The organism is Neisseria sp. HMSC068C04, assembly GCF_001810105.1.
Classification (GTDB): domain Bacteria; phylum Pseudomonadota; class Gammaproteobacteria; order Burkholderiales; family Neisseriaceae; genus Neisseria; species Neisseria flavescens_B.
This window is the reverse complement of sequence record NZ_KV799900.1, coordinates 1-24,512: the sequence shown is the minus strand read 5'-3', so window position 1 is coordinate 24,512 and position 24,512 is coordinate 1. Positions and strand designations below refer to the sequence as shown.

Annotated in this window: 23 protein-coding genes and 3 tRNA genes; 23 read left to right on the top strand and 3 right to left on the bottom strand. The window is 49.4% G+C overall.

Annotated features, from left to right (window positions below; genetic code table 11):
• Nucleotides 1–327 precede the first annotated feature (327 nt).
• The 5 genes from pyrB to HMPREF2700_RS11950 all read left to right on the top strand — a co-directional run bounded on the left by pyrB (nucleotide 328) and on the right by HMPREF2700_RS11950 (nucleotide 3,865).
• Nucleotides 328–1,248 carry an aspartate carbamoyltransferase gene (gene pyrB / locus HMPREF2700_RS00540; protein WP_070589174.1) on the top strand — a complete coding sequence of 307 codons (921 nt, stop codon included), beginning with the start codon at nucleotides 328–330 and terminating at the stop codon, nucleotides 1,246–1,248.
• Between the two features lie 10 nt (nucleotides 1,249–1,258).
• Nucleotides 1,259–1,717 carry an aspartate carbamoyltransferase regulatory subunit gene (gene pyrI, locus HMPREF2700_RS00535; protein ID WP_003684689.1) on the top strand — a complete coding sequence of 153 codons (459 nt, stop codon included), beginning with the start codon at nucleotides 1,259–1,261 and terminating at the stop codon, nucleotides 1,715–1,717.
• A gap of 192 nt (nucleotides 1,718–1,909) precedes the next feature.
• Nucleotides 1,910–2,575: a hypothetical protein gene (locus tag HMPREF2700_RS00530; RefSeq protein WP_070589173.1), complete on the top strand. Its 666-nt coding sequence runs from the start codon at nucleotides 1,910–1,912 to the stop codon at nucleotides 2,573–2,575.
• Between the two features lie 274 nt (nucleotides 2,576–2,849).
• The gene (locus HMPREF2700_RS00525) at nucleotides 2,850–3,713 is read left to right on the top strand and encodes a GNAT family N-acetyltransferase (RefSeq protein ID WP_070589171.1); all 864 of its coding nucleotides are present in this window, start codon (nucleotides 2,850–2,852) and stop codon (nucleotides 3,711–3,713) included.
• Between the two features lie 23 nt (nucleotides 3,714–3,736).
• The gene (locus HMPREF2700_RS11950) at nucleotides 3,737–3,865 is read left to right on the top strand and encodes a hypothetical protein (protein WP_283129657.1); all 129 of its coding nucleotides are present in this window, start codon (nucleotides 3,737–3,739) and stop codon (nucleotides 3,863–3,865) included.
• A gap of 65 nt (nucleotides 3,866–3,930) precedes the next feature.
• Here the strand turns inward: HMPREF2700_RS11950 and HMPREF2700_RS00520 are convergent, their stop codons facing one another.
• Nucleotides 3,931–4,434: a hypothetical protein gene (locus tag HMPREF2700_RS00520; protein ID WP_070589169.1), complete on the bottom strand. Its 504-nt coding sequence runs from the start codon at nucleotides 4,432–4,434 to the stop codon at nucleotides 3,931–3,933.
• A gap of 212 nt (nucleotides 4,435–4,646) precedes the next feature.
• On the opposite strand from HMPREF2700_RS00520, the gene pyk reads away from it, so the two are divergent.
• Together pyk and HMPREF2700_RS00510 are read left to right on the top strand one after the other, a co-directional pair.
• Nucleotides 4,647–6,119, top strand: a complete 1,473-nt coding sequence (pyk, locus tag HMPREF2700_RS00515; RefSeq protein WP_070589167.1) for a pyruvate kinase — start codon at nucleotides 4,647–4,649, stop codon at nucleotides 6,117–6,119.
• A gap of 199 nt (nucleotides 6,120–6,318) precedes the next feature.
• Nucleotides 6,319–7,734, top strand: a complete 1,416-nt coding sequence (locus tag HMPREF2700_RS00510; protein ID WP_070589165.1) for an OmpP1/FadL family transporter — start codon at nucleotides 6,319–6,321, stop codon at nucleotides 7,732–7,734.
• Nucleotides 7,735–8,042: 308 nt separating this feature from the next.
• Here the strand turns inward: HMPREF2700_RS00510 and HMPREF2700_RS00505 are convergent, their stop codons facing one another.
• Nucleotides 8,043–9,308 carry a LysM peptidoglycan-binding domain-containing protein gene (locus HMPREF2700_RS00505; RefSeq protein WP_070589163.1) on the bottom strand — a complete coding sequence of 422 codons (1,266 nt, stop codon included), beginning with the start codon at nucleotides 9,306–9,308 and terminating at the stop codon, nucleotides 8,043–8,045.
• Nucleotides 9,309–9,542: 234 nt separating this feature from the next.
• Between HMPREF2700_RS00505 and def the strand changes: the two genes are divergently transcribed.
• The 10 genes from def to topA all read left to right on the top strand — a co-directional run bounded on the left by def (nucleotide 9,543) and on the right by topA (nucleotide 21,201).
• The gene (gene def / locus HMPREF2700_RS00500) at nucleotides 9,543–10,046 is read left to right on the top strand and encodes a peptide deformylase (protein WP_003678675.1); all 504 of its coding nucleotides are present in this window, start codon (nucleotides 9,543–9,545) and stop codon (nucleotides 10,044–10,046) included.
• Between the two features lie 135 nt (nucleotides 10,047–10,181).
• Nucleotides 10,182–11,108 carry a methionyl-tRNA formyltransferase gene (gene fmt, locus HMPREF2700_RS00495; protein WP_070589161.1) on the top strand — a complete coding sequence of 309 codons (927 nt, stop codon included), beginning with the start codon at nucleotides 10,182–10,184 and terminating at the stop codon, nucleotides 11,106–11,108.
• A 33-nt stretch (nucleotides 11,109–11,141) separates the two neighbouring features.
• Nucleotides 11,142–11,660, top strand: a complete 519-nt coding sequence (locus tag HMPREF2700_RS00490; RefSeq protein ID WP_070589159.1) for an O-acetyl-ADP-ribose deacetylase — start codon at nucleotides 11,142–11,144, stop codon at nucleotides 11,658–11,660.
• Between the two features lie 46 nt (nucleotides 11,661–11,706).
• Complete coding sequence (rsmB, locus tag HMPREF2700_RS00485; RefSeq protein ID WP_070589157.1) at nucleotides 11,707–12,966, top strand: 16S rRNA (cytosine(967)-C(5))-methyltransferase RsmB; 1,260 nt, start codon at nucleotides 11,707–11,709, stop codon at nucleotides 12,964–12,966.
• The gene (locus HMPREF2700_RS00480) at nucleotides 12,932–13,525 is read left to right on the top strand and encodes a DUF4390 domain-containing protein (RefSeq protein WP_004520180.1); all 594 of its coding nucleotides are present in this window, start codon (nucleotides 12,932–12,934) and stop codon (nucleotides 13,523–13,525) included. The genes rsmB and HMPREF2700_RS00480 overlap by 35 nt, the downstream gene beginning before the upstream one ends.
• 3 nt (nucleotides 13,526–13,528) lie before the next feature.
• Complete coding sequence (locus tag HMPREF2700_RS00475) at nucleotides 13,529–15,655, top strand: sensor histidine kinase (RefSeq protein WP_070589155.1); 2,127 nt, start codon at nucleotides 13,529–13,531, stop codon at nucleotides 15,653–15,655.
• The gene (locus tag HMPREF2700_RS00470; RefSeq protein WP_070589153.1) at nucleotides 15,642–16,916 is read left to right on the top strand and encodes a sigma-54-dependent transcriptional regulator; all 1,275 of its coding nucleotides are present in this window, start codon (nucleotides 15,642–15,644) and stop codon (nucleotides 16,914–16,916) included. Before HMPREF2700_RS00475 ends, HMPREF2700_RS00470 begins: the two co-directional genes overlap by 14 nt.
• Before the next feature lie 234 nt (nucleotides 16,917–17,150).
• Nucleotides 17,151–18,341 carry a DNA-processing protein DprA gene (gene dprA / locus HMPREF2700_RS00465; protein WP_070589151.1) on the top strand — a complete coding sequence of 397 codons (1,191 nt, stop codon included), beginning with the start codon at nucleotides 17,151–17,153 and terminating at the stop codon, nucleotides 18,339–18,341.
• 24 nt (nucleotides 18,342–18,365) lie between these two features.
• Nucleotides 18,366–18,821, top strand: a complete 456-nt coding sequence (locus tag HMPREF2700_RS00460; protein WP_003679497.1) for a Smg family protein — start codon at nucleotides 18,366–18,368, stop codon at nucleotides 18,819–18,821.
• A gap of 73 nt (nucleotides 18,822–18,894) precedes the next feature.
• Nucleotides 18,895–21,201 carry a type I DNA topoisomerase gene (gene topA, locus HMPREF2700_RS00455; RefSeq protein ID WP_070589149.1) on the top strand — a complete coding sequence of 769 codons (2,307 nt, stop codon included), beginning with the start codon at nucleotides 18,895–18,897 and terminating at the stop codon, nucleotides 21,199–21,201.
• An 87-nt stretch (nucleotides 21,202–21,288) separates the two neighbouring features.
• Here topA and HMPREF2700_RS00450 read toward each other — a convergent pair whose 3' ends face one another.
• Complete coding sequence (locus HMPREF2700_RS00450; protein WP_070589147.1) at nucleotides 21,289–22,464, bottom strand: GTPase; 1,176 nt, start codon at nucleotides 22,462–22,464, stop codon at nucleotides 21,289–21,291.
• A gap of 130 nt (nucleotides 22,465–22,594) precedes the next feature.
• On the opposite strand from HMPREF2700_RS00450, the gene HMPREF2700_RS00445 reads away from it, so the two are divergent.
• The 6 genes from HMPREF2700_RS00445 to HMPREF2700_RS00420 all read left to right on the top strand — a co-directional run bounded on the left by HMPREF2700_RS00445 (nucleotide 22,595) and on the right by HMPREF2700_RS00420 (nucleotide 24,429).
• The gene (locus HMPREF2700_RS00445) at nucleotides 22,595–22,978 is read left to right on the top strand and encodes a helix-turn-helix domain-containing protein (protein WP_070589145.1); all 384 of its coding nucleotides are present in this window, start codon (nucleotides 22,595–22,597) and stop codon (nucleotides 22,976–22,978) included.
• A gap of 132 nt (nucleotides 22,979–23,110) precedes the next feature.
• Nucleotides 23,111–23,683 carry a 16S rRNA (guanine(966)-N(2))-methyltransferase RsmD gene (gene rsmD / locus HMPREF2700_RS00440; protein WP_070589144.1) on the top strand — a complete coding sequence of 191 codons (573 nt, stop codon included), beginning with the start codon at nucleotides 23,111–23,113 and terminating at the stop codon, nucleotides 23,681–23,683.
• Between the two features lie 122 nt (nucleotides 23,684–23,805).
• On the top strand, nucleotides 23,806–24,057 hold the full coding sequence (locus HMPREF2700_RS00435; protein WP_003679513.1) for a YfhL family 4Fe-4S dicluster ferredoxin: 252 nt from the start codon (nucleotides 23,806–23,808) through the stop codon (nucleotides 24,055–24,057).
• 98 nt (nucleotides 24,058–24,155) lie between these two features.
• Nucleotides 24,156–24,239, top strand: a tRNA-Tyr gene (locus tag HMPREF2700_RS00430).
• Between the two features lie 32 nt (nucleotides 24,240–24,271).
• Nucleotides 24,272–24,345 (top strand) — tRNA-Gly (locus HMPREF2700_RS00425).
• 9 nt (nucleotides 24,346–24,354) lie between these two features.
• Nucleotides 24,355–24,429: transfer RNA gene (locus HMPREF2700_RS00420), tRNA-Thr, on the top strand.
• The last annotated feature ends 83 nt before the right edge of the window (nucleotides 24,430–24,512 follow it).

Here is a 24,512-nt window from a genome sequence, read left to right as displayed (position 1 = left end):
GCCGGTTCGGGCTGACGGGCGGCTTTGTATGGGGCCGGGAATGAAGACTTGGGCTAATGGGGTCCATTGGGTAATAACTGAAAACAGCCGAATCCCTGTGCTTGGGTCTCAGCTGTTGAGTACAGAGGGTTATTTTGCAAAGGTATCAGGCCGTCTGAAAACTTGAAAGAAGCAGCCGTCTGTTAAATATGCGATAATGCGGAAGATTTCATGGGTGTGGTAGAAACATGGTTGTGATTGTCCGACGGGGATGATGTTGGGCAACGATGGAATCGGTTTGCTTGAAACGCCCGCCTGTTGCGGGCTTTTTTATGGGAAGGAATGGTCATGCCTAATCCGCTTTATCGGCAACATATTATTTCAATTTCAGATTTGACGACGGAGCAGCTCGAATTGCTGCTTCAGACGGCCTTGAAGTTGAAAAAGCAGCCTCGCGAAGATTTGCTTGAAGGTAAATTGATTGGATCGTGCTTTTTTGAACCGTCCACCCGTACGCGTTTGTCTTTTGAAACCGCGGTACAGCGTTTGGGTGGGAAAGTTATCGGTTTTTCCGATGGTGCGAATACCAGCGCGAAAAAGGGGGAAACGCTTGCGGATACTGCGAGGATTATTTCCAGCTATACAGATGCGATTATTCAGCGACACCCGAAAGACGGTGCGGCCCGTGTGGCGGCTGAATTTTCGAGCGTACCTGTGATTAATGCCGGTGATGGTACCAACCAACATCCAAGCCAGACACTTTTGGATTTGGTAACGATTTATGAAACACAAGGTAGCTTGAGCAATTTGAAGATTGCGATGGCCGGTGATTTAAAATATGGCCGTACGGTACACTCATTGTGTCAGGCACTGAAGCGTTGGGGTTGTGAGTTCGCATTTGTATCCCCTCCCAGCTTGGCGATGCCGGACTATATTACCGAAGAGCTGGAGGAGGCCGGTTGCACTTATCAAGTTTTATCCAGTTTGGAAGAAGCAGTCGAATGGGCGGATATTTTGTACATGACCCGCGTTCAGCGCGAACGTTTTGATGAGCAGGAATTTGCCAAAATTCAGGGTAAATTCAATCTTGATGCGCAGATGTTGGCAAACGCCAAACCTAATTTGCGCGTCTTGCATCCTTTACCGAGGGTAGATGAAATTCATCCGGACGTGGATAAAACACCTCATGCCTATTATTTTGAACAGGCAACCAACGGCGTGTATGCACGGATGGCGATTTTGTCTTTGGTATTGAACGAAGAAGTTTAAGGAGCGAAAGATGGAAAACTCAAAACTCAGCGTTGAAGCGATTGAACAAGGTACGGTAATTGACCATATTCCTGCCGGTAAAGGCTTGGCCATTTTAAGGCAGTTTAAGCTGCTGCATTATGGCAGCGCGGTTACGGTCGGTTTTAATTTGCCCAGTAAAACGCAGGGAAGCAAAGACATTATCAAAGTCAGCGGTGTATGGTTGGATGCCAACGCGGCCAACCGTTTGGCTTTATTTGCCCCTGAAGCAGTGGTAAACAAAATCGATCAGTTTAAAGTGATCGACAAACAGCATTTGTCATTGCCGGACGAAATTTCAGAAGTATTCCGCTGCCCGAATACCAATTGTGCCAGTCATGGCGAGCCGGTCATCAGCCGTTTTTATGTCCGTTCACATAATGGTCAGACGCGTTTGAAATGCCATTATTGCGAAAAAACCTTCTCGCGTGATTCGGTTGCCGAAGCCTGATAAAAATCTCAAGCCGTCTGAAAACACAGCTGTGCGGTTTGAGTTGTCTGCTTGATACATCAGTTTCATAAAAAGCAAGATATTAAGCAAATTGCGTTAAAATTACGTTAAAATAATGCCTTCTGAGTTGATGACATCATTTGCTCAAAAGGCATTATTTTTTATAACACGATACGAAATGTAGGAAAACTTATGCACTCATCCATACAAAGCCGGTTTGCCCCAATTTTATACGTCTTGATTTTCTTTGCCGGATTTTTGGCAGCACAAGTTTGGTTTAATCAGCAAGCCTATTTGACCAACCTTCCCCTTTTGGTCACAGCCATTTCTGCCGTTGCATTGGTTTGGTTGATTTGGGCTGTTGTCTCTGCACGATCCAAAGCAAAAAGCAAGATGTTGCACCGTGAGCAGCTGATTCAAAAAGAAAGCATTCATCCTGTTTTGCATGCGACGTTGCAGCGTTCTGACGGGCAAACGGATTTATTGGTTTTGGTTGTCCGCAATAGCGGTAAGGGCTTGGCGAAGAATGTGCGTTTTGAGGTAGAGCCTTTGCCGGATCACTTGCCGAGCAAGCTGGTTGCCGATGCGGTTATGCGCTTGGAGATGTTTTCTTGCGGTGTGGATATGCTGGCATCGGGCGAATTGTATGGCGGCGTGTTTGCAAGTATGTTGGCGCTGGCTGCCAAATTGCCGGATCAGACATTTGGCGGCGTGTTGAAACTGAAGGCCTCTTATGAAAATGCCTTTGGCGATCTATGTACTTCTGAAAGCATTTTGGATTTGGGCATACTGAATTTCAATTTGTCAGAAATTAAATCCAGTGGCGAGCAAAAGCCCCGCAAGAAATTGTTGTATTGATATTCAAAATATGCAGGCCGTCTGAAACCGAAATACTTGTTTTCAGACGGCCTGTTGTTATTTTTCAAATGATTTTTGAAGAAAAAGAGGCGTATCGGGTATAATAATCAAAGAATTCGAAACGGATGTCAGGATCGGCAAGCCGTCTCATCATTGTCGTATTTCAAAACCTTACTGATATTTTTTCAATAATCTGTTGCTATGTATCGGAACTTTTTCTGATGTTGGCACTGGCGAAATATTCCTTCAGCCATTTACTCTCAGGAAGCTGCTTATGTTAGTGTGTAATCCTTATGAAGTTGTGATCCATGGTACGACCAGCAAAGGCAAGATTTTCCGACCAAGCGACTGGGCGGAGCGCCTGTGCGGTATTTTGTCTTCCTTTACTAAAGACAACCGCCTTTCCTATTCTAATTGGGTGCGCCCGATTTTGGTTGATAATGTCCGTTGCGTAGCGGTCGATAAAAAGTTGGAAGAAGACAATCCGCAAATGTTCCGTTTCTTGATGGACTTTGCGGCGGATAATGATTTGCGCGTGATTGACTGCAAAGCCTTGCTCAAAGAGCAAGAGAGCAAACAGCAGGGTGAAGTGCCGGTTGAGCGCGTTTTGTTGGCTCAGGCGATTGAAGAAAAACATGCCGCCGAACGTGCGGAAGCGGCCAATGCGCAGCCTGAGCCTCAAGCTGCCGCACCTGTGGTCGGTGTATTGCGTGAAATTCCTCCGGAAGAAACTGCAACCGCTTTTGCGGCATTGAGCATTTTGCGTTCTTCTTTGACCGATATTCACCGTTTTGTCGAACAAATCAACGAGCATCAGCGCAAAACCGGCTACCGCCTGTTGGGTATTTTTGAAGAAGGCAAACAAAATGCCGTAGCCGTATGCGGTTTCCATGCTGCACATAACTTGGCCAGCGGTTACCATATCCATATTGATGATCTCGTAACCATGCCTCAATGCCGCCAAAAAGGCTATGCTTCACGCTTGTTGGAAGAAGTACGCAAAATCGGTGCGGAAACGGGGGCAACCAAAATCCATCTGAATGTCCATGTGAACCATGATCGTGCCGATGCCCATCGTCTCTACTTCAAAAACGGATTTGAAATTTGCGCTTACCATTTCCGTTGCGACCCGAAATAATTTTTGTAGAAAGAGAGAAATATATGTTGAAGATTTTGACCGCGGCTGTTTTGACACTGAGCTTGGCGGCTTGCGCCTCAGTCAGCGGACAAGGCAGCTCGCAAATGTATGGTGAGATTAAGGCCGGTGTAGAAACCAGCCATCAACGTTGAGATATACAATGACAAGGCCGTCTGAAATAGGTTTTCCTGTTTCAGACGGCCTTTTTGCAGCTTGATTAGAGGGGCGTGGAGGTATCGTCAGTGGTAACAGTCCGATGTAGGCGATACCAATTGTACAGGCGCAAGATGCACAAGAAGGCAATAATGGGCATACAGGCTGCGGTAACCAGATAACGCGGGTTGCTGAAGTTTAAAACATTGTGCCCGGAAAGCAGCGATAAAGCGGCATGCAACCATTCCCATAAAGACGAAATGCTGAATGCCAAAACAGCCAACAGGCCGAGGGTTCGGAAAATGCCGATGGGCAGGATCTGTTGGCGTAATACGGCGCGGTTGAGTTGGAACAAAACAATCAAACCGAAGCCGATGATGCAGACCATGCCGCCGTTGGCGACGATTTGCAGGCTGTTGAAAGCAATGTCGGGCGTAACGGAAATGGTACCGGACTGGTTGGCGGCGGTTTGTTGCAAATTTAAGCCTTGCATGACATTAAGTACGAAACCGTAGATCAGGTCGGCTAAAACGATGCCGATGGGTAGCGGAGTCAAAAAACGTTTCATGGATCAGTTGAGTATTCTATTAGTATGAGGGAGGCCATCTGAAAATCAAAATGACGACGTGAGAGTGTATTGTATCCGATAGAAAAGTAGGTTAATGCAAAAATAAATTTAGTTTAAGTCAGAAAATAATGTAATTTTACGCCAACATTATTGCATTAAGCGTACAATCTTCTTCATTATCAAACGTGGAATCAACAGGAAAGGACGTTTACATGAGCGAATTGCAACGTGATTTAACCCGTATCAGTCACAATACCAAAATTGTCGCCACATTGGGTCCGGGCAGCAACAATGTGCAATTGTTGGAAGACATGATCCGTGTCGGCGGTCTTAATGTCGTCCGTTTCAATTTCAGTCACGGTACTCCGGAGTTCCATGAAGAAAATGCTCGTATCGTGCGCGAAGCTGCGAAACGCGCAGGTCAGGAAGTGGCTATTCTGGCCGACTTGCAAGGCCCGAAAATCCGTGTCGGCAAAATTGCCGGCGGCAGCATCGAGCTGAATAAAGATGAAACCTTAATTTTGGATGCCGCGCTTAAAGGCGAAGGCACACGCGAAGCGGTGGGTTTGGACTACCGCGATTTGCCGAATGACGTCGTTGCAGGCGATGTTTTGTGGCTGGATGACGGCCTGCTGACCTTGACCGTTGAGGCGGTTGAAGGAAGTAAGATTATTACAAGAGTTGAAAACAGCCATGTGCTGAAAAGTAATAAAGGCATCAACAAACGCGGTGGCGGCCTGTCTGCCGGCGCGTTGACCGAAAAAGACTTCCGCGACCTGAAAACGGCGATTGCCATCGGTTGCGACTACTTGGCCATCAGCTTTGTGAAATCTGCCGAAGATTTGCACATCGCACGCGCCAAAGTCGAAGAAGAAATGAAAGGCAGTACAGCCGTACGCCCCGGTTTGGTTTCCAAAATTGAGCGCGTAGAAGCCATTGAAAATCTGGACGAAATCATCCTCGCCAGCGATGGTATTATGGTTGCTCGCGGCGACTTGGCAGTGGAAGTCGGCCATGCCGCCGTTCCTGCCCTGCAAAAACGCATGATCCGCCGCGCCCGTGAGTTGCGCCGCTTCAGCATTACCGCGACCCAAATGATGGAATCCATGATTACCAACCCCGTACCGACCCGCGCCGAAGTGAGCGACGTGGCAAACGCGGTGTTGGACGGCACCGATGCGGTGATGTGTTCCGCCGAAACCGCCGTCGGCGCATACCCGTTTGAAACCGTCAGCCAAATGGCGATTATCTGCGCGGCAGCCGAAAAAGAGCAGGACTCGCTCAACGGCGTTGCCGAACAAGTCGAGTATCCCGAAGCCGTCAGCACCAACTTGGCGATTGCCGGCGGCGCAGTCGGCGTAGCGCGTGCGGTTCACGCCAAAGCGATTGTCGCCCTGACCGAAAGCGGCTCAACCGCCTTCGAAATCAGCCGCCACAACATCACCTTGCCGATTTTCGCCCTGACTCCGAGCATTTCCGCCCAACGCCGCATGGCAATGTATCGCGGCGTGCGTCCGATGATTTTGGCGACCAGTACCGACCACGATACTGCGCTGAACGAAGTGGAAGCTGTGTTGGTCGAACACCAAATTCTGTGTTCCGGCGACCAATACATCATTACAAGCGGCTCGAAAATGCGCGAATCTGGTTCGACCAACACATTGGAAGTGTTGCAAGTCAAATAATCGAATCAATGTTTTACTAAGTGGAAAAAGCAGGCTGTCCGCAGCCTGCTTTTTTGTATTTTGGGTATTTTTTATGTAAAAAACCGAAAATAATAGGCAAGAATAACGATGTAGTATAGAATTGAGTGCCTATACTAAATCAATAAAGGACGTTTCAGACGGCCTTTTTCTTTGTCCGCCACTTTTACGGTAAACCAAAATGATTCATTTCAATTTGAAAAAAACAACATTTATTTTAAGCACAGCACTTTTATCTACCGCAGTCCAAGCTTCCGGCTATCACTTCGGTACACAATCCGTTAACGCACAAGGCACGGCCAACGCCGCCGCCGCCGAAGCCACCGATGCCTCAACCATTTTCTACAACCCAGCCGGTTTGAGCAAAATCGACAGCAGCCAAATTTCCGTCAACGCCAATATCGTTTTCCCAAGCATTCATTATGAGGCGGAATCTGCGAAACACTTCCGCACGGGTGCCGATGTCAGCGGCTCGACCAGCGGCAAAATTACCGAAACCACCGTTGCTCCGCACGTTTATGGCGCGTACAAAGCCAGCGACGATGTGACTTTGGGTTTGGGCGTGTACGTTCCCTTCGGCTCTGCAACCGAATACGAAAAAGATTCCGTATTGCGCCACAACATCAACAAACTGGGTTTGACCACCGTCGCCATCGAGCCGGTAGTTGCGTGGAAACTGAATGAGCAACACGCCGTCGGTGCCGGTTTGATTGCCCAATATTCCAAAGCCGAATTGCGCAAATACTCCGACTGGGACGCTTCCGGCGCCATCAGCCAATTGGCCAGCGGCTTGGCTTCCCGTCAAGCAGGCCGTTCCGTCGCTGTCGATGCGACCGGCAAAGCTGACGGTCATGCCGATGTAAAAGGCCACGATTGGGGCTTCGGCTACCAACTGGCGTGGATGTGGGACATTAACGACCGCGCACGCGTGGGTGTGAACTATCGTTCTAAAGTATCGCATACGCTGAAAGGCACTGCCGATTGGGAAGCTGACGGCGCATATGCAAAACGTGCTTGGGATTTGGGTGCAATGGCCGCGCGCGGTTATGTGCCGAACGAAAAAGCCAGCGTAAAAATCGTCACGCCTGAGTCTTTGTCTGTTCACGGTATGTACCGCGCCACCGACAAAACCAACCTGTTCGGCGATGCGACTTGGACGCGCCACAGCCGCTTCAACAAAGCCGAGCTGGTGTTTGAAAACACCAAAAAAGTTGTCAACGGCCAATCTGACCGTACCGTCATCACGCCTAATTGGCGCAACACTTATAAAGTTGCATTCGGCGGCTCTTACCAAGTTACCGAACCATTGCAACTGCGTGCCGGTATCGCTTTTGACAAATCACCGGTTAAAAGCGCCGAAGACCGCATGAACAGCCTGCCTGACGGCAACCGTATCTGGTTCTCCGTCGGTGCTAAATATCAACTGGGTAAAAACCATGTTATCGATGCAGCGTACAGTCATATCCACATCAATGACACGGTTTACCGCACCGGCAAAGCCAGCGGCAACGACGTAGACAGCCGCGGTGCATCCTCTGCCCACTTCAAAAACAAAGCGGACATCTTGGGCTTGCAATACACTTACAAATTCAAATAATCGGATTTGAGTTGTGGATAAAAAGGCCGTCTGAAGATTTCAGACGGCCTTTTTGATTGGCAGGAACAGATGGAACAATCCACAGGCAATAAATGGCACGTTGGGCTTTTCATATTTCTGATTGGAATGGCAGAGCGGAAAAACGATAGAAAAGGGAATAGCCGATTATCGGCTTGAGAAATAAGATGTTGTTTGCGCTTTAAACACTGTACTACTAATTTTATCTAATGGGCAGCAATCAAAAGGCCGTCTGAAAAACAGGTTTTCAGACAGCCTTTATTTGCCGGATGGTTGCTAAGAAAGCCCAATCAGCTGCGGACTTCCAGTTCGATTTCTCTTTCTTGTTCGTCTTCAGCCGGTTTGTCCATGGTTTTTTCATCAGCCATATTGTCCAAATCGCGGCCGGGTTCGGAAGCGGTATCGCCGATGGAAACGCTGTTCAGGCTTTCCAAAATAATGGCGGATGCCAAATGGTCGGATGTGCGGTATACCATTGCCAAACCGATTTCTTCCGCCGGAATGGAAACCAACTCAACCGTATCTTTGTCTTTCGGTTTGCGAATCAGGTTGTTGGACAGATTGACACGGACTTGACGGCCGCGTTTGTAGAGGCTGACCACAGTGCCTTTGTCCAAGCCGTCGAGTTCGCCTTTATCCAAAGTAATGGTTTGGAATTGGCCGGCTTCACCCACGCCGTCGAAGATGGAAACGACTTTGGCCTGAATCGGACGGGCAGGGGCGTGAGGCATAAAATTGAAGCTGTCGAGGCCTTCGGGCAGTTTCAGCAGATAGTCGTCTTTGCGGATTTCGGAAACGGCTTCTTCGATAACCAAAGGTTGCGCGGATTGGGTGCGCAGTTTCATGACTTTGTTGACTTGGGTGTAATACTCGTTGCTTTTGAGTTTTTCGTCAGAAGCGTGGGTACGATTTTCCAAGGCGGAGTCGGTGTAAGGCAGCGTGTTGGCGATGCCGCTGAACACGACTTCTTGGCCGAGGAATTTGCCGGTTTCCGGGTCGGTGATGTTTTTATTAACGCGGTAGGTCAGGTAGCGGCCGGGTTCGGTCAGGCCGTATGCGTACACGCGGTTGCCTTGCGTGTAGAGGACGCGGTTGTCGGGACCTGCAATCAGGCGCGGTGCGTTGGCGGTTTCTTCCGGAGCGATAATCTGCGGATGTTTCATGAACATGCGGTAGAGGTTGACGTTGACGGTCGGAATGCCGTAGCCGGAAGTTTCGCGTACGCGCGGATGCAGTTTGATTACGGGAATGCCGTCTGAACGGGTTTGGGCATGTTCAAAACCCAGTCGCGGCTGGCCGTTGACGTAGCGTAAAACCAACACCTGACCCGGATAGATCAGGTGCGGATTGCGGATGGCGTTGCGGTTGGCGCCCCAAAGGCGGTTCCATTGCCATGGGCTGTACAGATATTTGCCGGAAATACCCCACAAGGTATCGCCGTTTTTAACGACGTAGCGTTGCGGCGCATTGGGGCGGATTTTTAAAGAAGCTGCCTGAGTGTGGGCAGAAATAGCCATGCCTGCCATGCAAAGCAGGGTTATAATACGTTGTTGCATAACCGTTCCCCTTGAAATCGATTCGGTTTGTCTTCAGATGATAAACAGAGAAGGCTGGAGTTTGCGAAACTGCCGCCCATTCATCAATACGATAACGAACGGCCTCCGTCGCGCTATCTTAACATTTTTCGGCGTTATTTTAGCATTGAATGTTGCTGTCATGACAGGAGATTGTGGCGGCGGAAACCGAATCTGTATGAAAATCACACATCAGCTTTATAAAACGAGAATATCATGGCTTTACTGAACATCCTCCAATACCCTGACGAGCGTTTGCACACGGTCGCCAAACCTGTTGAAAAAATCGACGAGCGCATCCAGACATTGGTTGCCGATATGTTTGAAACCATGTACGAAGCACGCGGTATCGGCTTGGCGGCCACTCAGGTCGACGTACACGAGCGCATCGTCGTGATGGATTTGACCGAAGACCGCAGCGAGCCGCGCGTGTTCATCAATCCCGTCATTGTCGAAAAAGACGGCGAGACGACTTATGAAGAAGGCTGTCTGTCCGTGCCGGGCATTTACGATACCGTAACCCGTGCCGAGCGCGTCAAAGTTGAAGCCTTGAACGAAAAAGGCGAGAAATTCACGCTGGAAGCAGACGGCCTGCTGGCAATCTGCGTGCAGCACGAATTGGACCACCTGATGGGCATCGTGTTTGTCGAACACCTGTCGCAGCTGAAACAAGGCCGCATCAAAACCAAACTGAAAAAACGTCAGAAACACACCATCTGACCTACGCATTGCTTAAAGGCCGTCTGAAAAGACAAAACAGAAGGCAGACTTCGGTTTTCAATCTTTCAGACGGCCTTTTCAGCTGAAACAGTTTGCCCAGCACGCCCATTCAAACCATTTCCACAAGGACACAACATGAAAGTCATCTTTGCCGGTACGCCCGATTTTGCCGCCGCCGCCTTGAAAGCCATCGCCGCCGCAGGTTTTGAAATTCCGCTGGTGTTGACCCAGCCCGACCGCCCCAAAGGCCGCGGCATGCAGTTGACCGCATCGCCGGTCAAACAGGCTGCCTTGGAATTGGGTTTGACCGTGGCGCAGCCGGAAAAGTTGCGCAATAACGCCGAAGCCCTGCAAATGCTCAAAGATACGGGCGCGGATGTGATGGTGGTGGCCGCGTATGGTTTGATTTTGCCGCAGGATGTGTTGGATACGCCCAAACACGGCTGCCTCAATATCCACGCTTCGCTGTTGCCCCGTTGGCGCGGCGCGGCACCGATTCAACGTGCGATTGAAGCCGGCGATGCCGAAACCGGCGTGTGCATCATGCAGATGGACATCGGCTTGGATACCGGCGATGTGGTCAGCGAACACCGCTACGCCATTCAACCTAAGGATACCGCCAACGAAGTGCATGACGCGCTGATGGGTTTGGGTGCGGAAGCGATTGTTGCCGACTTGCAGCGTTTGCAGGCAGAAGGCCGTCTGAACGCGGTTAAGCAGCCTGAAGAAGGTGTTACCTACGCCCAAAAATTAAGCAAAGAAGAGGCGCGTATCGATTGGAACGAGTCCGCGCACATTATCGAACGCAAAATCCGTGCTTTCAACCCTGTACCTGCCGCGTGGGTCGAGTATCAAGGCAAACCGATGAAAATCTGGCGTGCCGAAGTCGTGGCCAAACAGGGTAAGGCAGGCGAGGTGTTGTCTTGCACTTCAGACGGCCTGCTGGTGGCGTGCGGTGAAAATGCGCTGAACATCACCGAATTGCAGCCTTCCGGCAGCAAACGCATGAGCATACAGGCATTTGCGACGGGCCGGACGATTGAAGTCGGAACGGTTTTGTAACAGGCTGGAAATCAACGTAGAGGAAAGAAGGCAATGGCTGTTTTTGAAGTGGTTGAAGGTGATATTACCCGATTGGCAGTCGATGCGATTGTCAATGCCGCCAATTCATCGCTGTTGGGCGGTGGCGGCGTAGATGGTGCGATACACCGCGCCGCGGGCAAAGAGCTGCTGGAGGAGTGCCGTACTCTGGGCGGTTGCCGCACAAGCGAAGCCAAAATAACCAAAGGCTATCGTTTGCCTGCGCGTTTTGTCATCCACACGGTTGGGCCGGTATGGTTTGGCGGACAGCAAAATGAAGAGGACAAATTAGCACAATCCTATGCCAATTCCTTGCTGCTTGCTCAGAAACACGATCTCCACAGTATCGCCTTTCCGTGCATCAGTACCGGTGTGTACCGCTTCCCGGCCGAAGCCGCCACGCGTATTGCTTTGGAGAGTTTGCAACAAACCTTGCCGCAATGCCCGGCAGTGGAAAAAATCATCTTTTGCTGTTTTTCCAAAACAGATGCCGAATATTATCGGGCATTGCTGGCAGCCGAACAGGCCGTCTGAAATCCTCCGAACACGTGAAATCAAATATGAATCAGAAAGCAAAAATATGAGTATGTCCCTCGCCCAAAAACTGGCCGCCGACAGCGTTGCCGCGGTTGCCGAAGGGCGCAATCTTCAGGATGTCTTGGCGGAAATCCGCGCGGCGCATCCGCAGCTGACGGCGCAGGAAAACGGCGCGTTGCAGGATATTGCCTACGGTTGCCAACGTTATTTGGGCAGTTTGAAGCACATGCTTGGTCAAATGCTGAAAAAGCCGATTGACAATCCGCAGCTCGAAAGCCTGCTTTTGGCGGCGATGTACCAACTGCATTACACGCGCAATGCGCCTCATGCCGTGGTCAATGAAGCGGTGGAAAGTATTGCCAAAATCGGCCGCGGCCAGTTCCGCTCTTTTGCCAACGCGATTTTGCGCCGCTTTTTGCGTGAACGCGACAAACTCGCGGCTTCCTGCAAAAAAGACGATGTGGCGAAACACAATTTGCCGCTGTGGTGGGTGGCTTACTTGAAAAATCATTATCCGAAACATTGGCACAATATTACTACCGCGCTGCAATCGCATCCGCCGATGACTTTGCGCGTCAACCGCCGACACGGCAATGCCGAAAGCTATTTGGAAAAACTGGCTGCGGAAGGTATTCCGGCCAGGGCGTTGGACGAATACGCCGTGATGTTGGAAGAAGCCGTGCCGGTAAGCCGCCTGCCCGATTTTTCAGACGGCCTGGTGTCGGTGCAGGATTTTGGTGCGCAGCGTGCTGCCTATTTGTTGAACCCGAAAGACGGCGAACGCATTCTCGATGCCTGCGCGGCGCCTGGCGGTAAGACGGGCCATATCTTGGAACTGGCAGATTGTCATGTTACCGCTTTGGATATAGACGAAGGCCGTCTGAACAGGGTGAAGAGCAATCTTGACCGTTTAGGCTTTCAAACGGCCTCTTTGGCTTGTGCCGATGCGCAGGACTTGACAGCGTGGTATGATGGCAAGACCTTTGACGCTGTCTTGGCCGATGTGCCGTGTACCGCTTCGGGTGTGGCGCGCCGCAATCCCGACGTAAAATGGCTGCGCCGACCGACCGATGCCGTCAAAACCGCACGTCAACAGGAAGAATTATTAGACGCGCTGTGGCAGACCCTGACGAAAAACGGCAGGATGTTGCTGGCTACCTGCTCGGTCTTTGTCGAAGAAAACGACGGTCAGTTGCAAAAATTCCTTAACCGCCATGCCGATGCCGAGCTGATCGAGTCGCATGTGCTCTTACCGAACAAACATCAAGATGGCTTTTATTACGCGCTTATTAAAAAGCAGTAAAACGCTGATTGTACCGCTCTTGCTCGCCGTATCGCTGAATGCGGCGGGCGAGGGCATCAGTGCGACCCGTGCCGAGGCAAAGTTGACCCATGCCGGACAGCTTTCCGTTAGCAGCCGTTTCCGCACCGACCTGCCCGACCAGCTTAAAGAAGCACTCAAACAGGGCGTCCCCCTGCATTTCAATTTGAGTTGGCAGCTGTCAGCGCCGTCTATGTCGTCTTATAAATTCAAGTTCGACCAGCTGCTCAATAACGACAGCACGATTCAATACAAATTGTCCTTCCATCCGCTGACCAACCGCTATCGCGTTACCGTCGGTACGTTTTCTACCGAGTACGACACGCTTGAGACTGCCTTGCGCGCAGTAGGCGCGGTCGCGAATTGGAAGGTTTTGTCCAAGGGCGCGCTGAGTGATGTGGCCGCCAAAGATACGAAGGCTGAAATCCGCCTGCTGCTGACAACCGCCAAGCTGCCCAAACCGTTCCAAATCAATGCCCTGACGTCTAAAAACTGGCATTTGGATTCCGGTTGGAAATCCTTGTCGGTCGTGCAGGAGTAAACCATGCGCCGCTTTCTTCTGATTGCCGCCGTATTCGCCGTTGTTTTGTTGTACGGTCTGACTGTTGCAACGGGTAGCAGCAACGTATTGTCCGATTATTTCTGGTGGATTGTTGCTTTGTGCGGCTTGCTGTTGCTGGTGTTGGCGGCGGTGTTGGTGCGCTATGTCGTGCTTTTGATGCGCGACAACAGCAAAAGCGTGTTCGGTTCGCAGATTGCGCGTCGGTTGTCGGGGATGTTTACCTTGGTTGCCGTATTGCCGGGCGTGTTTTTGTTCGGTATTTCCGCCCAGTTTATTAACGGTACGATTAATTCTTGGTTTGGCAACGATACCCATGAGGCTCTAGAGCGCAGCTTAAACTTGAGCAAATCCGCGCTGAACTTGGCGGTGGACAACGCTGTCAGCAACGCCACACCGGTGCAGATCGACTTAATCAGCGCCGCTTCACTGGACGGCAGTTTAGGGCAGACGCTGGCAAAATCGGCGCTTACTGCCGACTTTGCCCAGCTGGCGCTTTATAACGCGTCTACCCATAAAGCCGAGAAAAGCATCAATCCCCTGAAACTAAATCAACCCGAGCTTAACAAAGAAGGATGGGAGCAGCTGGAGCAGACCGGCTCGGTGCGCAGTTTGGAAAACATCGGCGGCGTGCTGTATGCTCAAGGCTGGATGCTGATCGGTACGCATAAAAATCAGGATTATGCGCTGTTTTTCCGTCAGCCGATTCCGAAAGATGTTGCCCAAGATGCGACGCTGATTGAAGCGGCCCGCGCCAAATACGCCGAGCTGAGTTATACCAAAAAAGGCCTGCAAACCTTTTTCCTGTCCACGCTGTTGGTCGCGACATTGTTGGCCATCTTTTTGGCGTTGGTGATGGCTTTGTATTTTGCCCGCCGTTTTGTGGCGCCGGTATTGTCGTTGGCAGAGGGTGCGCGGGCGGTGGCTCAGGGTGACTTCAGCCAGACCCGGCCGGTGTTTCGCAATGACGAGTTTGGCCGTTTGACCCAATTGTTCAACCACATGACCGAGCAATTGTCGATTGCCAAAGAGGCAGACGAGCGCAACCGTTTACGCGAAGAAGCCGCCCGCCATTATTTGGAATGCGTGTTGGAAAGTTTGACCACAGGCGTGATTACTTTGGATGCCGATGGCCGTCTGAAAACCTTTAACAAGGCTGCCGAACAGATTTTGGGCGTTTCGCTGGTGTCTTTGTGGGGCAGCAACTGGCATCAATGGCACGGCAAATCGCCGCAGCAAACCCTGTTGGCCGATGTGTTTGCCGCCATTAATGAAACCGCCGACAGCGACAAACCCGTCCAAGTCGAATATGCCGCGCCCGATGATGCCCGAATCTTATTGGGTAAGGCCACCATCCTGCCGGAAGACAACGATAACGGCGTGGTGATGGTGATTGATGACATTACCGTCTTGATGCGGGCACAAAAAGAGGCCGCATGGGGCGAAGTGGCGAAACGATTGGCGCACGAAATCCGCAATCCGCTTACGCCTATTCAGCTTTCCGCCGAGAGATTGGCATGGAAATTGCATGATAAACTTGATGAACAAGACGCCCAAATCCTCAGCCGTTCAACCGATACCATCGTCAAACAGGTGGCCGCGCTGAAAGAAATGGTCGAAGCATTCCGCAATTATGCGCGTGCGCCGTCGCTGAATTTAGAAAAACAAGATTTAAACGGTTTGGTGTCGGAAGTATTGGTATTATATGAGGCTGGCGCGTGCAAATTTAATGCGCGGCTCAGCACCGACGCCTTGCCGATTGTTGCCGATACGACGGCGATGCGCCAAGTGTTGCATAACCTATTTAAGAATGCTGCAGAAGCGGCGGAGTCGGACGAAGCGCCGCAAGTAAACATCGAAACAGGGCGCGAAGGAGGACAGGTTTTCCTGACGATCTGCAACAACGGTAAAAGTTTCAGCAAAGAAATGCTGCACAATGCTTTTGAGCCGTACGTTACCGACAAACCGACAGGAACGGGGCTGGGTTTGCCCGTTGTGAAAAAAATTATCGAGGAGCATGGCGGCCGTATCAGCCTGAGCAATCAGAACAGCGGCGGCGCGTGCGTCAAAATAGCTTTACCGGAAATGGCAGAAACTTATGCGAAGCAGTGATATTTTGATTGTAGATGATGAAGTAGGCATCCGCGACCTGCTCTCCGAAATCCTTCAAGATGAAGGCTATACCGTCACTTTGGCCGAAAATGCCGAAGAAGCGCGCCAATTGCGTTATCAAACGCGTCCGGCCATGGTGTTGCTGGACATTTGGATGCCCGATTGTGACGGCATCACTTTGTTGAAAGAGTGGGCGAAAAACGGCCAACTCAATATGCCTGTGGTGATGATGAGCGGCCATGCCAGCATTGACACCGCAGTTGAAGCCACCAAAATCGGCGCGCTCGATTTTCTGGAAAAACCGATTGCCCTGCAAAAACTCTTGTCCGCAGTAGAACGCGCCTTGAAACATGGCGAAGTTCAGACGGCCTCCGGTATGACTTTGGACAAACTGGGCAACAGCCCCGTCATTCAAGAAATGAACGGCAGTATTGAAGCGGCCGCCAAACACAACCGCCCACTGTTGTTGGTCGGTGAGGCAGGCTCGCCGTTTGAGATTGTCGCCCGTTATCTGCACAAAAGCGGTACGCCTTGGGTGGCAACCGACCGTGTCGAACACATTGTCGATACGCCGATGGAGCTGTTGCAAAAGGCATCAGGCGGCATTTTGTATGTCGGCGATATTGCCCGTTACAGCAAAAATATCCAAAACGGCATTGCTTTTTTGCTGGAGAAAGCCGACCGCTACAATGTCCGTGTGATTGCTTCATGCGGCTTTAAACGCGGCGAGGGCGCCGATGACGTCGTTACCGGCCGACTGGCAGAGCTGTTGAAAGAGCGCATCGATGTTCCTTCTTTGCGCAGCCAACCGGACGATATTGTCTTTTTAATCAACCGCATCATGACCGATCTGGCTGAAAGTCAAAAAATCCAGCCGGTAAAATTCAGCGACAGCGCGTTGGTGGTTTTACGCCAATACGATTGGCCGGGCAATTACGACCAGCTTGCCGAAACGGTGAAAAACATCATGTTGGAATCTGACGGCAAAGAAGTGGACGAGCAGGCCGTTGCCGTGGCTTTGGGTCAGAAGGAAAACGTGACGGCGACAGAAATCATCGGCGGCTTCAATTTCAATATGCCTTTGCGTGAATTGAGGGAAGAAGTCGAGCGCCGCTACTTTGAGTACCACATCGCCCAAGAAGGACAAAATATGAGCCGCGTGGCGCAAAAGGTTGGTTTGGAGCGTACACATCTTTACCGCAAACTCAAACAACTCGGTATCAGCGTATCACGCCGCAGCGCCGACAAATCCGAAGAATAAGCGCAATATCGGTTCAAACACCAAAGAGGCCGTCTGAAAGCCATCAGGTTTTTCAGACGGCATCGTCATTTGACGGTTTGCTTAGACAAGCAATACTTTATAAAAATAATGATATGGCTCGGCATTGTTATTTTGCCTTTTAAGCCGACAGAAATTTTATATCAATAAAATATTCAGACGGCCTTTATTTACTTCAGGCCGTCTGAAAAAACATTACGAAAAGGGAACAGATTGATGACGGAAAACGAGCGTTTTGCTTGGTTGCAACTGGCATTTACGCCCTATATCGGCGCAGAAAGTTTTTTGGTGCTGTTGCAGCAATTCGGTAGCGCACAAGCAGCCTTGAATGCGCCGGCAGACAAAATTGCCGCCCTGGTGCGCCATAAACAGGCGGCCGAGTCGTGGCGCAATGCGGACAAACGGGCTTTGGCGCAGCGGTCAGCCGAAGCCGCTTTAAAATGGGAAACACAGGACGGTTGCCGTCTGTTGCTGCTGCAAGATGATGATTTCCCCGAAATGCTGACACAAGGCATTACCGCGCCGCCGGTCTTGTTTTTACGCGGTAATACAGAACTGCTGCACATACCTTCTGCCGCGATTGTCGGCAGCCGCCATGCCACGCCGCAGGCAATGCGGATTGCCAAAGATTTCGGCAGGGCGTTGAGTGAAAAAGGCATTCCCGTCGTATCGGGTATGGCTTCGGGTATCGATACCGCCGCCCATCAGGGCGCATTGCAGGCAGATGGCGGCACCATTGCCGTCTGGGGAACCGGTATAGACCGCATTTATCCGCCGTCCAATAAAAACCTTGCTTATGAAATTGCTGAAAAAGGATTGATTGTCAGCGAGTTCCCTTTGGACACGCGTCCGTTTGCAGGCAACTTTCCGCGCCGCAACCGTCTGATTGCCGCGTTATCGCAGCTGACATTGGTGGTTGAAGCGGCATTGGAATCCGGCTCATTGATTACCGCCAAGCTGGCGGCGGAGATGGGGCGCGAAGTGATGGCGGTACCCGGTTCGATAGACAATCCGCATAGCAAAGGCTGTCACAAGCTGATTAAAGACGGGGCAAAATTGGTGGAATGTCTGGACGATATTCTTCATGAGTGTCCGCAGCTATTGCAAAATACGCATGTTCCATCATATTCTATAAATAAGACGGTCAAACCGAAAAGCGATCAAACCAAACAGCTACAACCAAAAACAATAGCGGATGAACCGCAAAGGCCGTCTGAAAACCTACCTGCCGCCCCATCAACAAGCGCTTTATTGGAAGCAATGGGTTACGATCCGATACATCCCGATATTTTGGCGCAACAAACCAATACGGCAGCGGCAGACGTGTACGCACAGCTTTTGGAATACGAACTTGACGGTATCGTCGCCGCCTTACCGGGCGGCCGTTATCAGCGTGTCAAAGCATAAATTATCTATATTTAAGGAACCAGCATGACCGAAGTCATTGCCTATTTAATCGAACACTTCCAAGATTTCGACAATTGTCCGCCTCCGGAGGACTTGGGGCGCCTCTTGGAAGATGCGGGTTTTGATGCTACGGAAATCGGCAATACATTGATGATGATGGAAGTCTTGTTCAATACGTCCGAATTCTATGCAGAGCCGTTTAACAGCGACTCCCTGCGCGTATTCTGCCGTGAAGAAGCTGAAAACCTGCCGCAGGAAGTCATGGGCTTGATGCAGTATTTGGTTACCGAACATGCAATTACTTATGAGCAACGCGAAATCGTCATTCACGCCCTGATGCACATTCCATCGGACGAAATTACCCTCGATACCGCCAAAGTGTTGGTATTGCTGGTGTTGTGGATGCACAAGAGCGAGTTGCCCGTCCTGATAGGCGACGACTTGATGAGTGCGTTGACCGGACAAAACGTGATGCACTAAACCTTTTTTCAGACGGCCTCAATAATAAAGGCCGTCTGAAACATAAATCCAATACATCCAAAAGAGAACAACAATGGCGAAAAACTTATTAATCGTCGAATCCCCGTCCAAAGCCAAAACCCTGAAAAAATATCTGGGCGGTGATTTTGAAATCTTGGCGTCTTACGGCCACGTCCGCGATTTGGTTCCGAAAAGCGGAGCAGTCGATCCCGACAATGGCTTTGCCATGAAATACCAATTGATCAGTCGCAACAGCAAACACGTCGATGCCATCGTTGCCGGTGCCAAAGAAGCTGAAAACATCTACCTCGCAACCGACCCGGATAGGGAAGGCGAAGCCATTTCTTGGCATCTTTTGGAAATCCTTAAATCCAAACGCGGCTTGAAAAACATCAAGCCGCAGCGTGTCGTGTTCCACGAAATCACCAAAAACGCCGTGCTCGATGCGGTTGCCCATCCGCGCGAAATCGAAATGGACTTGGTCGATGCGCAACAAGCCCGTCGCGCTTTGGACTATCTGGTCGGTTTCAACCTCTCGCCATTGTTGTGGAAAAAAATCCGCCGCGGTTTGAGTGCAGGCCGTGTGCAAAGCCCCGCACTGCGTTTGATTTGCGAACGCGAAAACGAAATCCGCGCGTTTGAAGCGCAGGAATATTGGACGGTGCATCTCGACAGCCACAAAGGCCGCAGCAAGTTTACCGCCAAACTCGCCCAATACAACGGCGCGAAACTCGAACAATTCGACTTGCCGAACGAAGCCGCTCAAGCCGACGTATTGAAAGAACTCGAAGGCAAAGAGGCCGTCGTTACCGCCATTGAAAAGAAAAAGCGCAGCCGTAATCCCGCCGCGCCGTTCACCACATCTACCATGCAGCAGGATGCCGTGCGCAAACTCGGTTTTACCACCGACCGCACCATGCGTACCGCCCAACAGCTTTATGAGGGTATAGATGTAGGGCAGGGTGCCATCGGTCTGATTACCTATATGCGTACCGACAGCGTGAATTTGGCCGATGAAGCGTTAACCGAAATCCGCCATTACATCGAAAACAAAATCGGCAAAGAATATCTGCCGAGTGCCGCCAAACAGTACAAAACCAAATCCAAAAACGCCCAAGAAGCCCACGAAGCGATCCGCCCGACATCCGTGTACCGCACGCCCGAAAGCGTCAAACCCTTCCTGAGCGCAGACCAGTTCAAACTTTATCAAATGATTTGGCAACGTACCGTCGCCTGTCAGATGACGCCCGCCAAATTTGACCAAACCACCGTCGATATTACCGTCGGTAAAGGCGTATTCCGCGTAACCGGACAAGTGCAAACCTTCGCAGGCTTCTTGAGCGTTTATGAAGAAAGTAGCGACGACGAAGAGAGCGAAGACAGCAAAAAACTGCCCGAAATGAGCGAAGGCGATAAATTGCCTGTGGACAAACTCTACGGCGAACAACACTTCACCACTCCGCCTCCACGCTACAACGAAGCAACACTGGTTAAAGCCCTCGAAGAATACGGTATCGGTCGCCCTTCAACCTACGCCAGTATTATTTCCACGCTCAAAGACCGCGAATACGTTACCCTTGAGCAAAAACGCTTCATGCCTACCGACACAGGCGACATCGTCAATAAATTCTTGACCGAACACTTCGCCCAATATGTCGATTACCACTTTACCGCTAAACTTGAAGACCAGCTTGACGAAATTGCCAACGGCAAACGCCAATGGATTCCTGTTATGGATAAATTTTGGAAGCCGTTCATCAAGCAAGTGGAAGAAAAAGAGGGCATCGAACGCGCCAAATTCACCACGCAGGAACTTGACGAAACCTGCCCGAAATGCGGCGAACACAAGTTGCAAATCAAGTTCGGCAAAATGGGTCGTTTCGTCGCGTGTGCCGGTTATCCCGAGTGCAGCTACACGCGCAACGTTAACGAAACCGCCGAAGAAGCCGCCGAGCGCATCGCCAAAGCTGAAGCAGAGCAAGCCGAACTCGACGGACGCGAATGCCCCAAATGCGGCGGACGGCTGGTGTACAAATACAGTCGCACCGGCAGCAAATTCATCGGCTGCGCAAACTACCCCAAATGCAAACACGTCGAGCCGCTGGAAAAACCCAAAGATACCGGCGTCCAGTGTCCGCAATGCAAAAAAGGTAACCTCGTCGAGCGTAAATCCCGTTATGGCAAACTGTTTTACAGTTGCAGCACCTATCCCGACTGCAACTACGCCACTTGGAACCCGCCCGTCGCCGAAGAATGCCCGAACTGCCATTGGCCGGTTTTGACCATCAAAACCACCAAACGCTGGGGCGTGGAAAAAGTCTGCCCGCAAAAAGAATGCGGCTGGAAAGAGCAAATCGAACCTCCTGCGCCGAAAGAGTAATTGGTTGGTTAAAGCTTGGGTAGAAAAAGGCCGTCTGAAAAATGATTTTCAGACGGCCTTTTAAATAAGAAATAGATTGTCGAAATACTAAGGTTTCTTAAAGAAGAGTTGGAAAGTGTCTACAATATCTTTGATATTGACGGGAAGTTCAACATGTCCTGTATCGTTATTAAAGTAGTTTTCCATAACTCGAATATACGCAAAACCGATAGTTTCGGTAATGGCAAACGCTGTCGTTGCTGAAACTGCCCCGCCTATTATACTGCCAGCTCCAGGAATCAATTTGAGCACGGATGAGACAGCAGTTTTGCCAGCATTAGCTATGGCGGTTACACCTAAAATACTCATAGCTGTTGAAGTGGCTACATTGTTTTCCATATCTACTTCAAAATAGCCATTAATCGAAAGAATCATCTTTGTCTGTATAGCAGCAATAATAGGCGCATCAGAAAATGGAATAGGAGAGGCCCCTGCAGTTGCGGCGGCTGCGGCGGCAATATGTACAGCTTTTTTGGCATCTTCTATCATTTTCTGTTTTCTTTTTAGGAGGTCAATCTTTTGTGCTCTTAAAAAAGTATCCTTTTTTACAGCATCTACATCCTCTAGGCATTCTTCTATTTTCGCTAAAAGTTCTCCCAAGCCTTTTGGTTCAATAAAAACACCATCATCTACTTCAGTTCGAACGGAATTGACTCGTGCAAACCTGTCTTTTATAAAATCTGAATATTCTTTATTGAGTAGGGTAACTGCTTTGTGGTAAAAATCATCACCGGATTTCATCGCGTTAGTAAATACCACGACAGTTGGAATCATAAACTCTTTCAATAAACTCAATAAGGTAAGTTCTCTTTGTTCAATACGCCCAGAAGTTTCTTTAATACATAGCCACGCAATATGAGGCATTTTATCGTCTTGTTTGGAATCAATGGCTTCTTTAAATCCCTTTTCAATATCAAGTCGCAGTTGTTTTGTTGTTTCTTCATATGATTCTGACTCGATGCCCTTGGTATCCCATAGTGTAATGGATTTGTTTGGAATAGTGATTTTTTCCAAGTGTTGGGTAATCGGGACACCAGTACCTGATTCGACGACATTGTCACCAAAAATAGCATTTACTAATGAACTTTTGCCCACCCCAGTTGCACCCATTAAAACGATATTCAAATTTCCACGCTCTTGTCTGACTTGCTGTGCAGCCTTTTCAGGATTAAATTCTTGAGAGTTTTCGGAGTAAGAGGTTCCAAGATAGTCAGTGTAATTCATGTTGCTTCCTGTAAAATGATAGTATTGGTAAGGTATAGTTATTTTCTAAAAAATTTACCGTTGTGTTCCAGTAACGCAAAGTTTGAAATCTACCCTAATAATTCAATCATCTATACAGAAAGTTTAGTCTATGGAAACTCACGAAAAGATCCGCTTGATACGCGAATTAAATAAATGGTCTCAGGAAGAAATGGCGGAAAAGTTAGCCATGTCTGCCGGTGGATACGCTAAGATTGAGCGAGGTGAGACACAATTGAATATTCCAAGACTGGAGCAGTTGGCGGCTATCTTTAAAGTAGATATGTGGGATTTGTTAAAATCTAGTAATAACGGGATGGTTTTGCAGATTAATGAAGGAGACAGTGGAGGCGATATCGCTTTATATGCTTCAAGTGATATGGCTATGAAATTGGAGTTGTTGAATCAGGAGTTAAGACATTGCCGGGAAATGCTGGAGCAGAAGGATAAGGAAATTGAGTTGTTGAGACAGCTGGCTACTTCTGTGCAGAAGTAAAAGCCTAGGCCGTCTGAAAAATGATTTTCAGACGGCCTTGTTGTATCTAAAGGAATAGAGTGAAATACGGCTTGATGGCAGTTTCACTATATAATTGAGGCCGTCTGAAAACTCGGCATCTTTTTAAAAATCATGGCAAACAACAAACATTCCAAACATACCAATCAAGTACGCATTATTGGCGGGCAATGCAGGGGACGAAAGTTAACATTTTTATCTGCAGACGGCCTGCGTCCAACGCCTGACAGCGTGCGTGAAAAACTGTTTAATTGGCTGGGTCAGGATTTAACCGGTAAAACAGTATTGGATTTATTCAGCGGCAGTGGTGCTTTGGGAATGGAGGCTGCTTCTCGTAATGCGGCAAAAGTGGTAATGGTCGATAACCACCGCCAAACTGTTCAAACGCTTCAGAAAAATATCCGTGAATTAGGTTTGAAACAGGTGGAAATCGTGTGTTCAGACGGCATGGCTTATCTGACAAGGCCGTCTGAAAAATTTGATGTTGTGTTTCTTGATCCGCCGTTTGCATGGGAAGATTGGCAAAATCTGTTTATCCGATTGCAAAGCCACTTGAAAAATGGGGCAATGGTCTATATTGAAGCAGGGAAGCTGCCTGAAAAACCGGATTGGCTGGAAATTTATCGGGAAGGAAAGGCGGGAATGAGCAGGTTTGAATTATTGCTCTATTCGCAAGTTGCTGAATAGTATAGAATTTGAGAATCATTCCCAAGGTGTAAAACATTCTTTCAAACGGATTGTTCCGACGTCATTTGTGCTATAATCCGCGCCCAATCGGTTTTGATAATTTAAGAAAAAAGGAAATAGAAATGTCGCTCTTTATTACAGATGAGTGCATTAACTGCGATGTGTGCGAACCGGAATGCCCTAATGATGCCATTTCGCAAGGTGAAGAAATTTACGAAATCAATCCAAATTTGTGTACGCAATGTGTAGGCCATTACGATGAGCCTCAGTGCCAACAGGTATGCCCTGTCGACTGTATCTTGATTGATGAAGAACATCCTGAAACGCATGAAGAACTGATGGCTAAGTACGAAAAAATCATTCAGTTTAAATAAATAGCGTTTAAAAGCAAAAGCTTGGATGTTTTTAAAGAAATAAATGAAAAAAAATCTTGACGGAAATCTGAGTTGCCAATAAACTAGCGTTCTCTTTTGGAGGGATTCCCGAGCGGTCAAAGGGGGCAGACTGTAAATCTGTTGCGTGAGCTTCGAAGGTTCGAATCCTTCTCCCTCCACCAAAAATTCTTACTTGGAGCAAAAAAGTGAGTATGCGGGTGTAGCTCAATGGTAGAGCAGAAGCCTTCCAAGCTTACGGTGAGGGTTCGATTCCCTTCACCCGCTCCAAACAATTTCGCCCATGTAGCTCAGGGGTAGAGCACTCCCTTGGTAAGGGAGAGGTCGGCAGTTCAAATCTGCCCATGGGCACCATCTCATTATTACCCTTTCTTTCAAAAAGCTATAGATTATAGGATATTGCCATGGCTAAGGAAAAATTTGAACGTAGCAAACCG

Excerpts from the sequence above, each read along its gene's own strand:
- fmt (WP_070589161.1), top strand. The coding sequence starts at position 10,182 with ATGAAAGTCATCTTTGCCGGTACGCCCGATTTTGCCGCCGCCGCCTTG.
- HMPREF2700_RS00450 (WP_070589147.1), bottom strand. The coding sequence starts at position 22,464 with ATGAATTACACTGACTATCTTGGAACCTCTTACTCCGAAAACTCTCAA.
- dprA (WP_070589151.1), top strand. The coding sequence starts at position 17,151 with ATGACGGAAAACGAGCGTTTTGCTTGGTTGCAACTGGCATTTACGCCC.
- rsmD (WP_070589144.1), top strand. The coding sequence starts at position 23,111 with ATGGCAAACAACAAACATTCCAAACATACCAATCAAGTACGCATTATT.
- HMPREF2700_RS00510 (WP_070589165.1), top strand. The coding sequence starts at position 6,319 with ATGATTCATTTCAATTTGAAAAAAACAACATTTATTTTAAGCACAGCA.
- pyrI (WP_003684689.1), top strand. The coding sequence starts at position 1,259 with ATGGAAAACTCAAAACTCAGCGTTGAAGCGATTGAACAAGGTACGGTA.
- pyrB (WP_070589174.1), top strand. The coding sequence starts at position 328 with ATGCCTAATCCGCTTTATCGGCAACATATTATTTCAATTTCAGATTTG.
- HMPREF2700_RS00435 (WP_003679513.1), top strand. The coding sequence starts at position 23,806 with ATGTCGCTCTTTATTACAGATGAGTGCATTAACTGCGATGTGTGCGAA.
- HMPREF2700_RS00520 (WP_070589169.1), bottom strand. The coding sequence starts at position 4,434 with ATGAAACGTTTTTTGACTCCGCTACCCATCGGCATCGTTTTAGCCGAC.
- HMPREF2700_RS00445 (WP_070589145.1), top strand. The coding sequence starts at position 22,595 with ATGGAAACTCACGAAAAGATCCGCTTGATACGCGAATTAAATAAATGG.
- topA (WP_070589149.1), top strand. The coding sequence starts at position 18,895 with ATGGCGAAAAACTTATTAATCGTCGAATCCCCGTCCAAAGCCAAAACC.
- HMPREF2700_RS00460 (WP_003679497.1), top strand. The coding sequence starts at position 18,366 with ATGACCGAAGTCATTGCCTATTTAATCGAACACTTCCAAGATTTCGAC.
- pyk (WP_070589167.1), top strand. The coding sequence starts at position 4,647 with ATGAGCGAATTGCAACGTGATTTAACCCGTATCAGTCACAATACCAAA.
- HMPREF2700_RS00505 (WP_070589163.1), bottom strand. The coding sequence starts at position 9,308 with ATGCAACAACGTATTATAACCCTGCTTTGCATGGCAGGCATGGCTATT.
- HMPREF2700_RS00525 (WP_070589171.1), top strand. The coding sequence starts at position 2,850 with ATGTTAGTGTGTAATCCTTATGAAGTTGTGATCCATGGTACGACCAGC.
- HMPREF2700_RS00470 (WP_070589153.1), top strand. The coding sequence starts at position 15,642 with ATGCGAAGCAGTGATATTTTGATTGTAGATGATGAAGTAGGCATCCGC.
- HMPREF2700_RS00490 (WP_070589159.1), top strand. The coding sequence starts at position 11,142 with ATGGCTGTTTTTGAAGTGGTTGAAGGTGATATTACCCGATTGGCAGTC.
- HMPREF2700_RS00530 (WP_070589173.1), top strand. The coding sequence starts at position 1,910 with ATGCACTCATCCATACAAAGCCGGTTTGCCCCAATTTTATACGTCTTG.
- HMPREF2700_RS00480 (WP_004520180.1), top strand. The coding sequence starts at position 12,932 with ATGGCTTTTATTACGCGCTTATTAAAAAGCAGTAAAACGCTGATTGTA.
- HMPREF2700_RS11950 (WP_283129657.1), top strand. The coding sequence starts at position 3,737 with ATGTTGAAGATTTTGACCGCGGCTGTTTTGACACTGAGCTTGGCGGCT.
- rsmB (WP_070589157.1), top strand. The coding sequence starts at position 11,707 with ATGAGTATGTCCCTCGCCCAAAAACTGGCCGCCGACAGCGTTGCCGCG.
- HMPREF2700_RS00475 (WP_070589155.1), top strand. The coding sequence starts at position 13,529 with ATGCGCCGCTTTCTTCTGATTGCCGCCGTATTCGCCGTTGTTTTGTTG.
- def (WP_003678675.1), top strand. The coding sequence starts at position 9,543 with ATGGCTTTACTGAACATCCTCCAATACCCTGACGAGCGTTTGCACACG.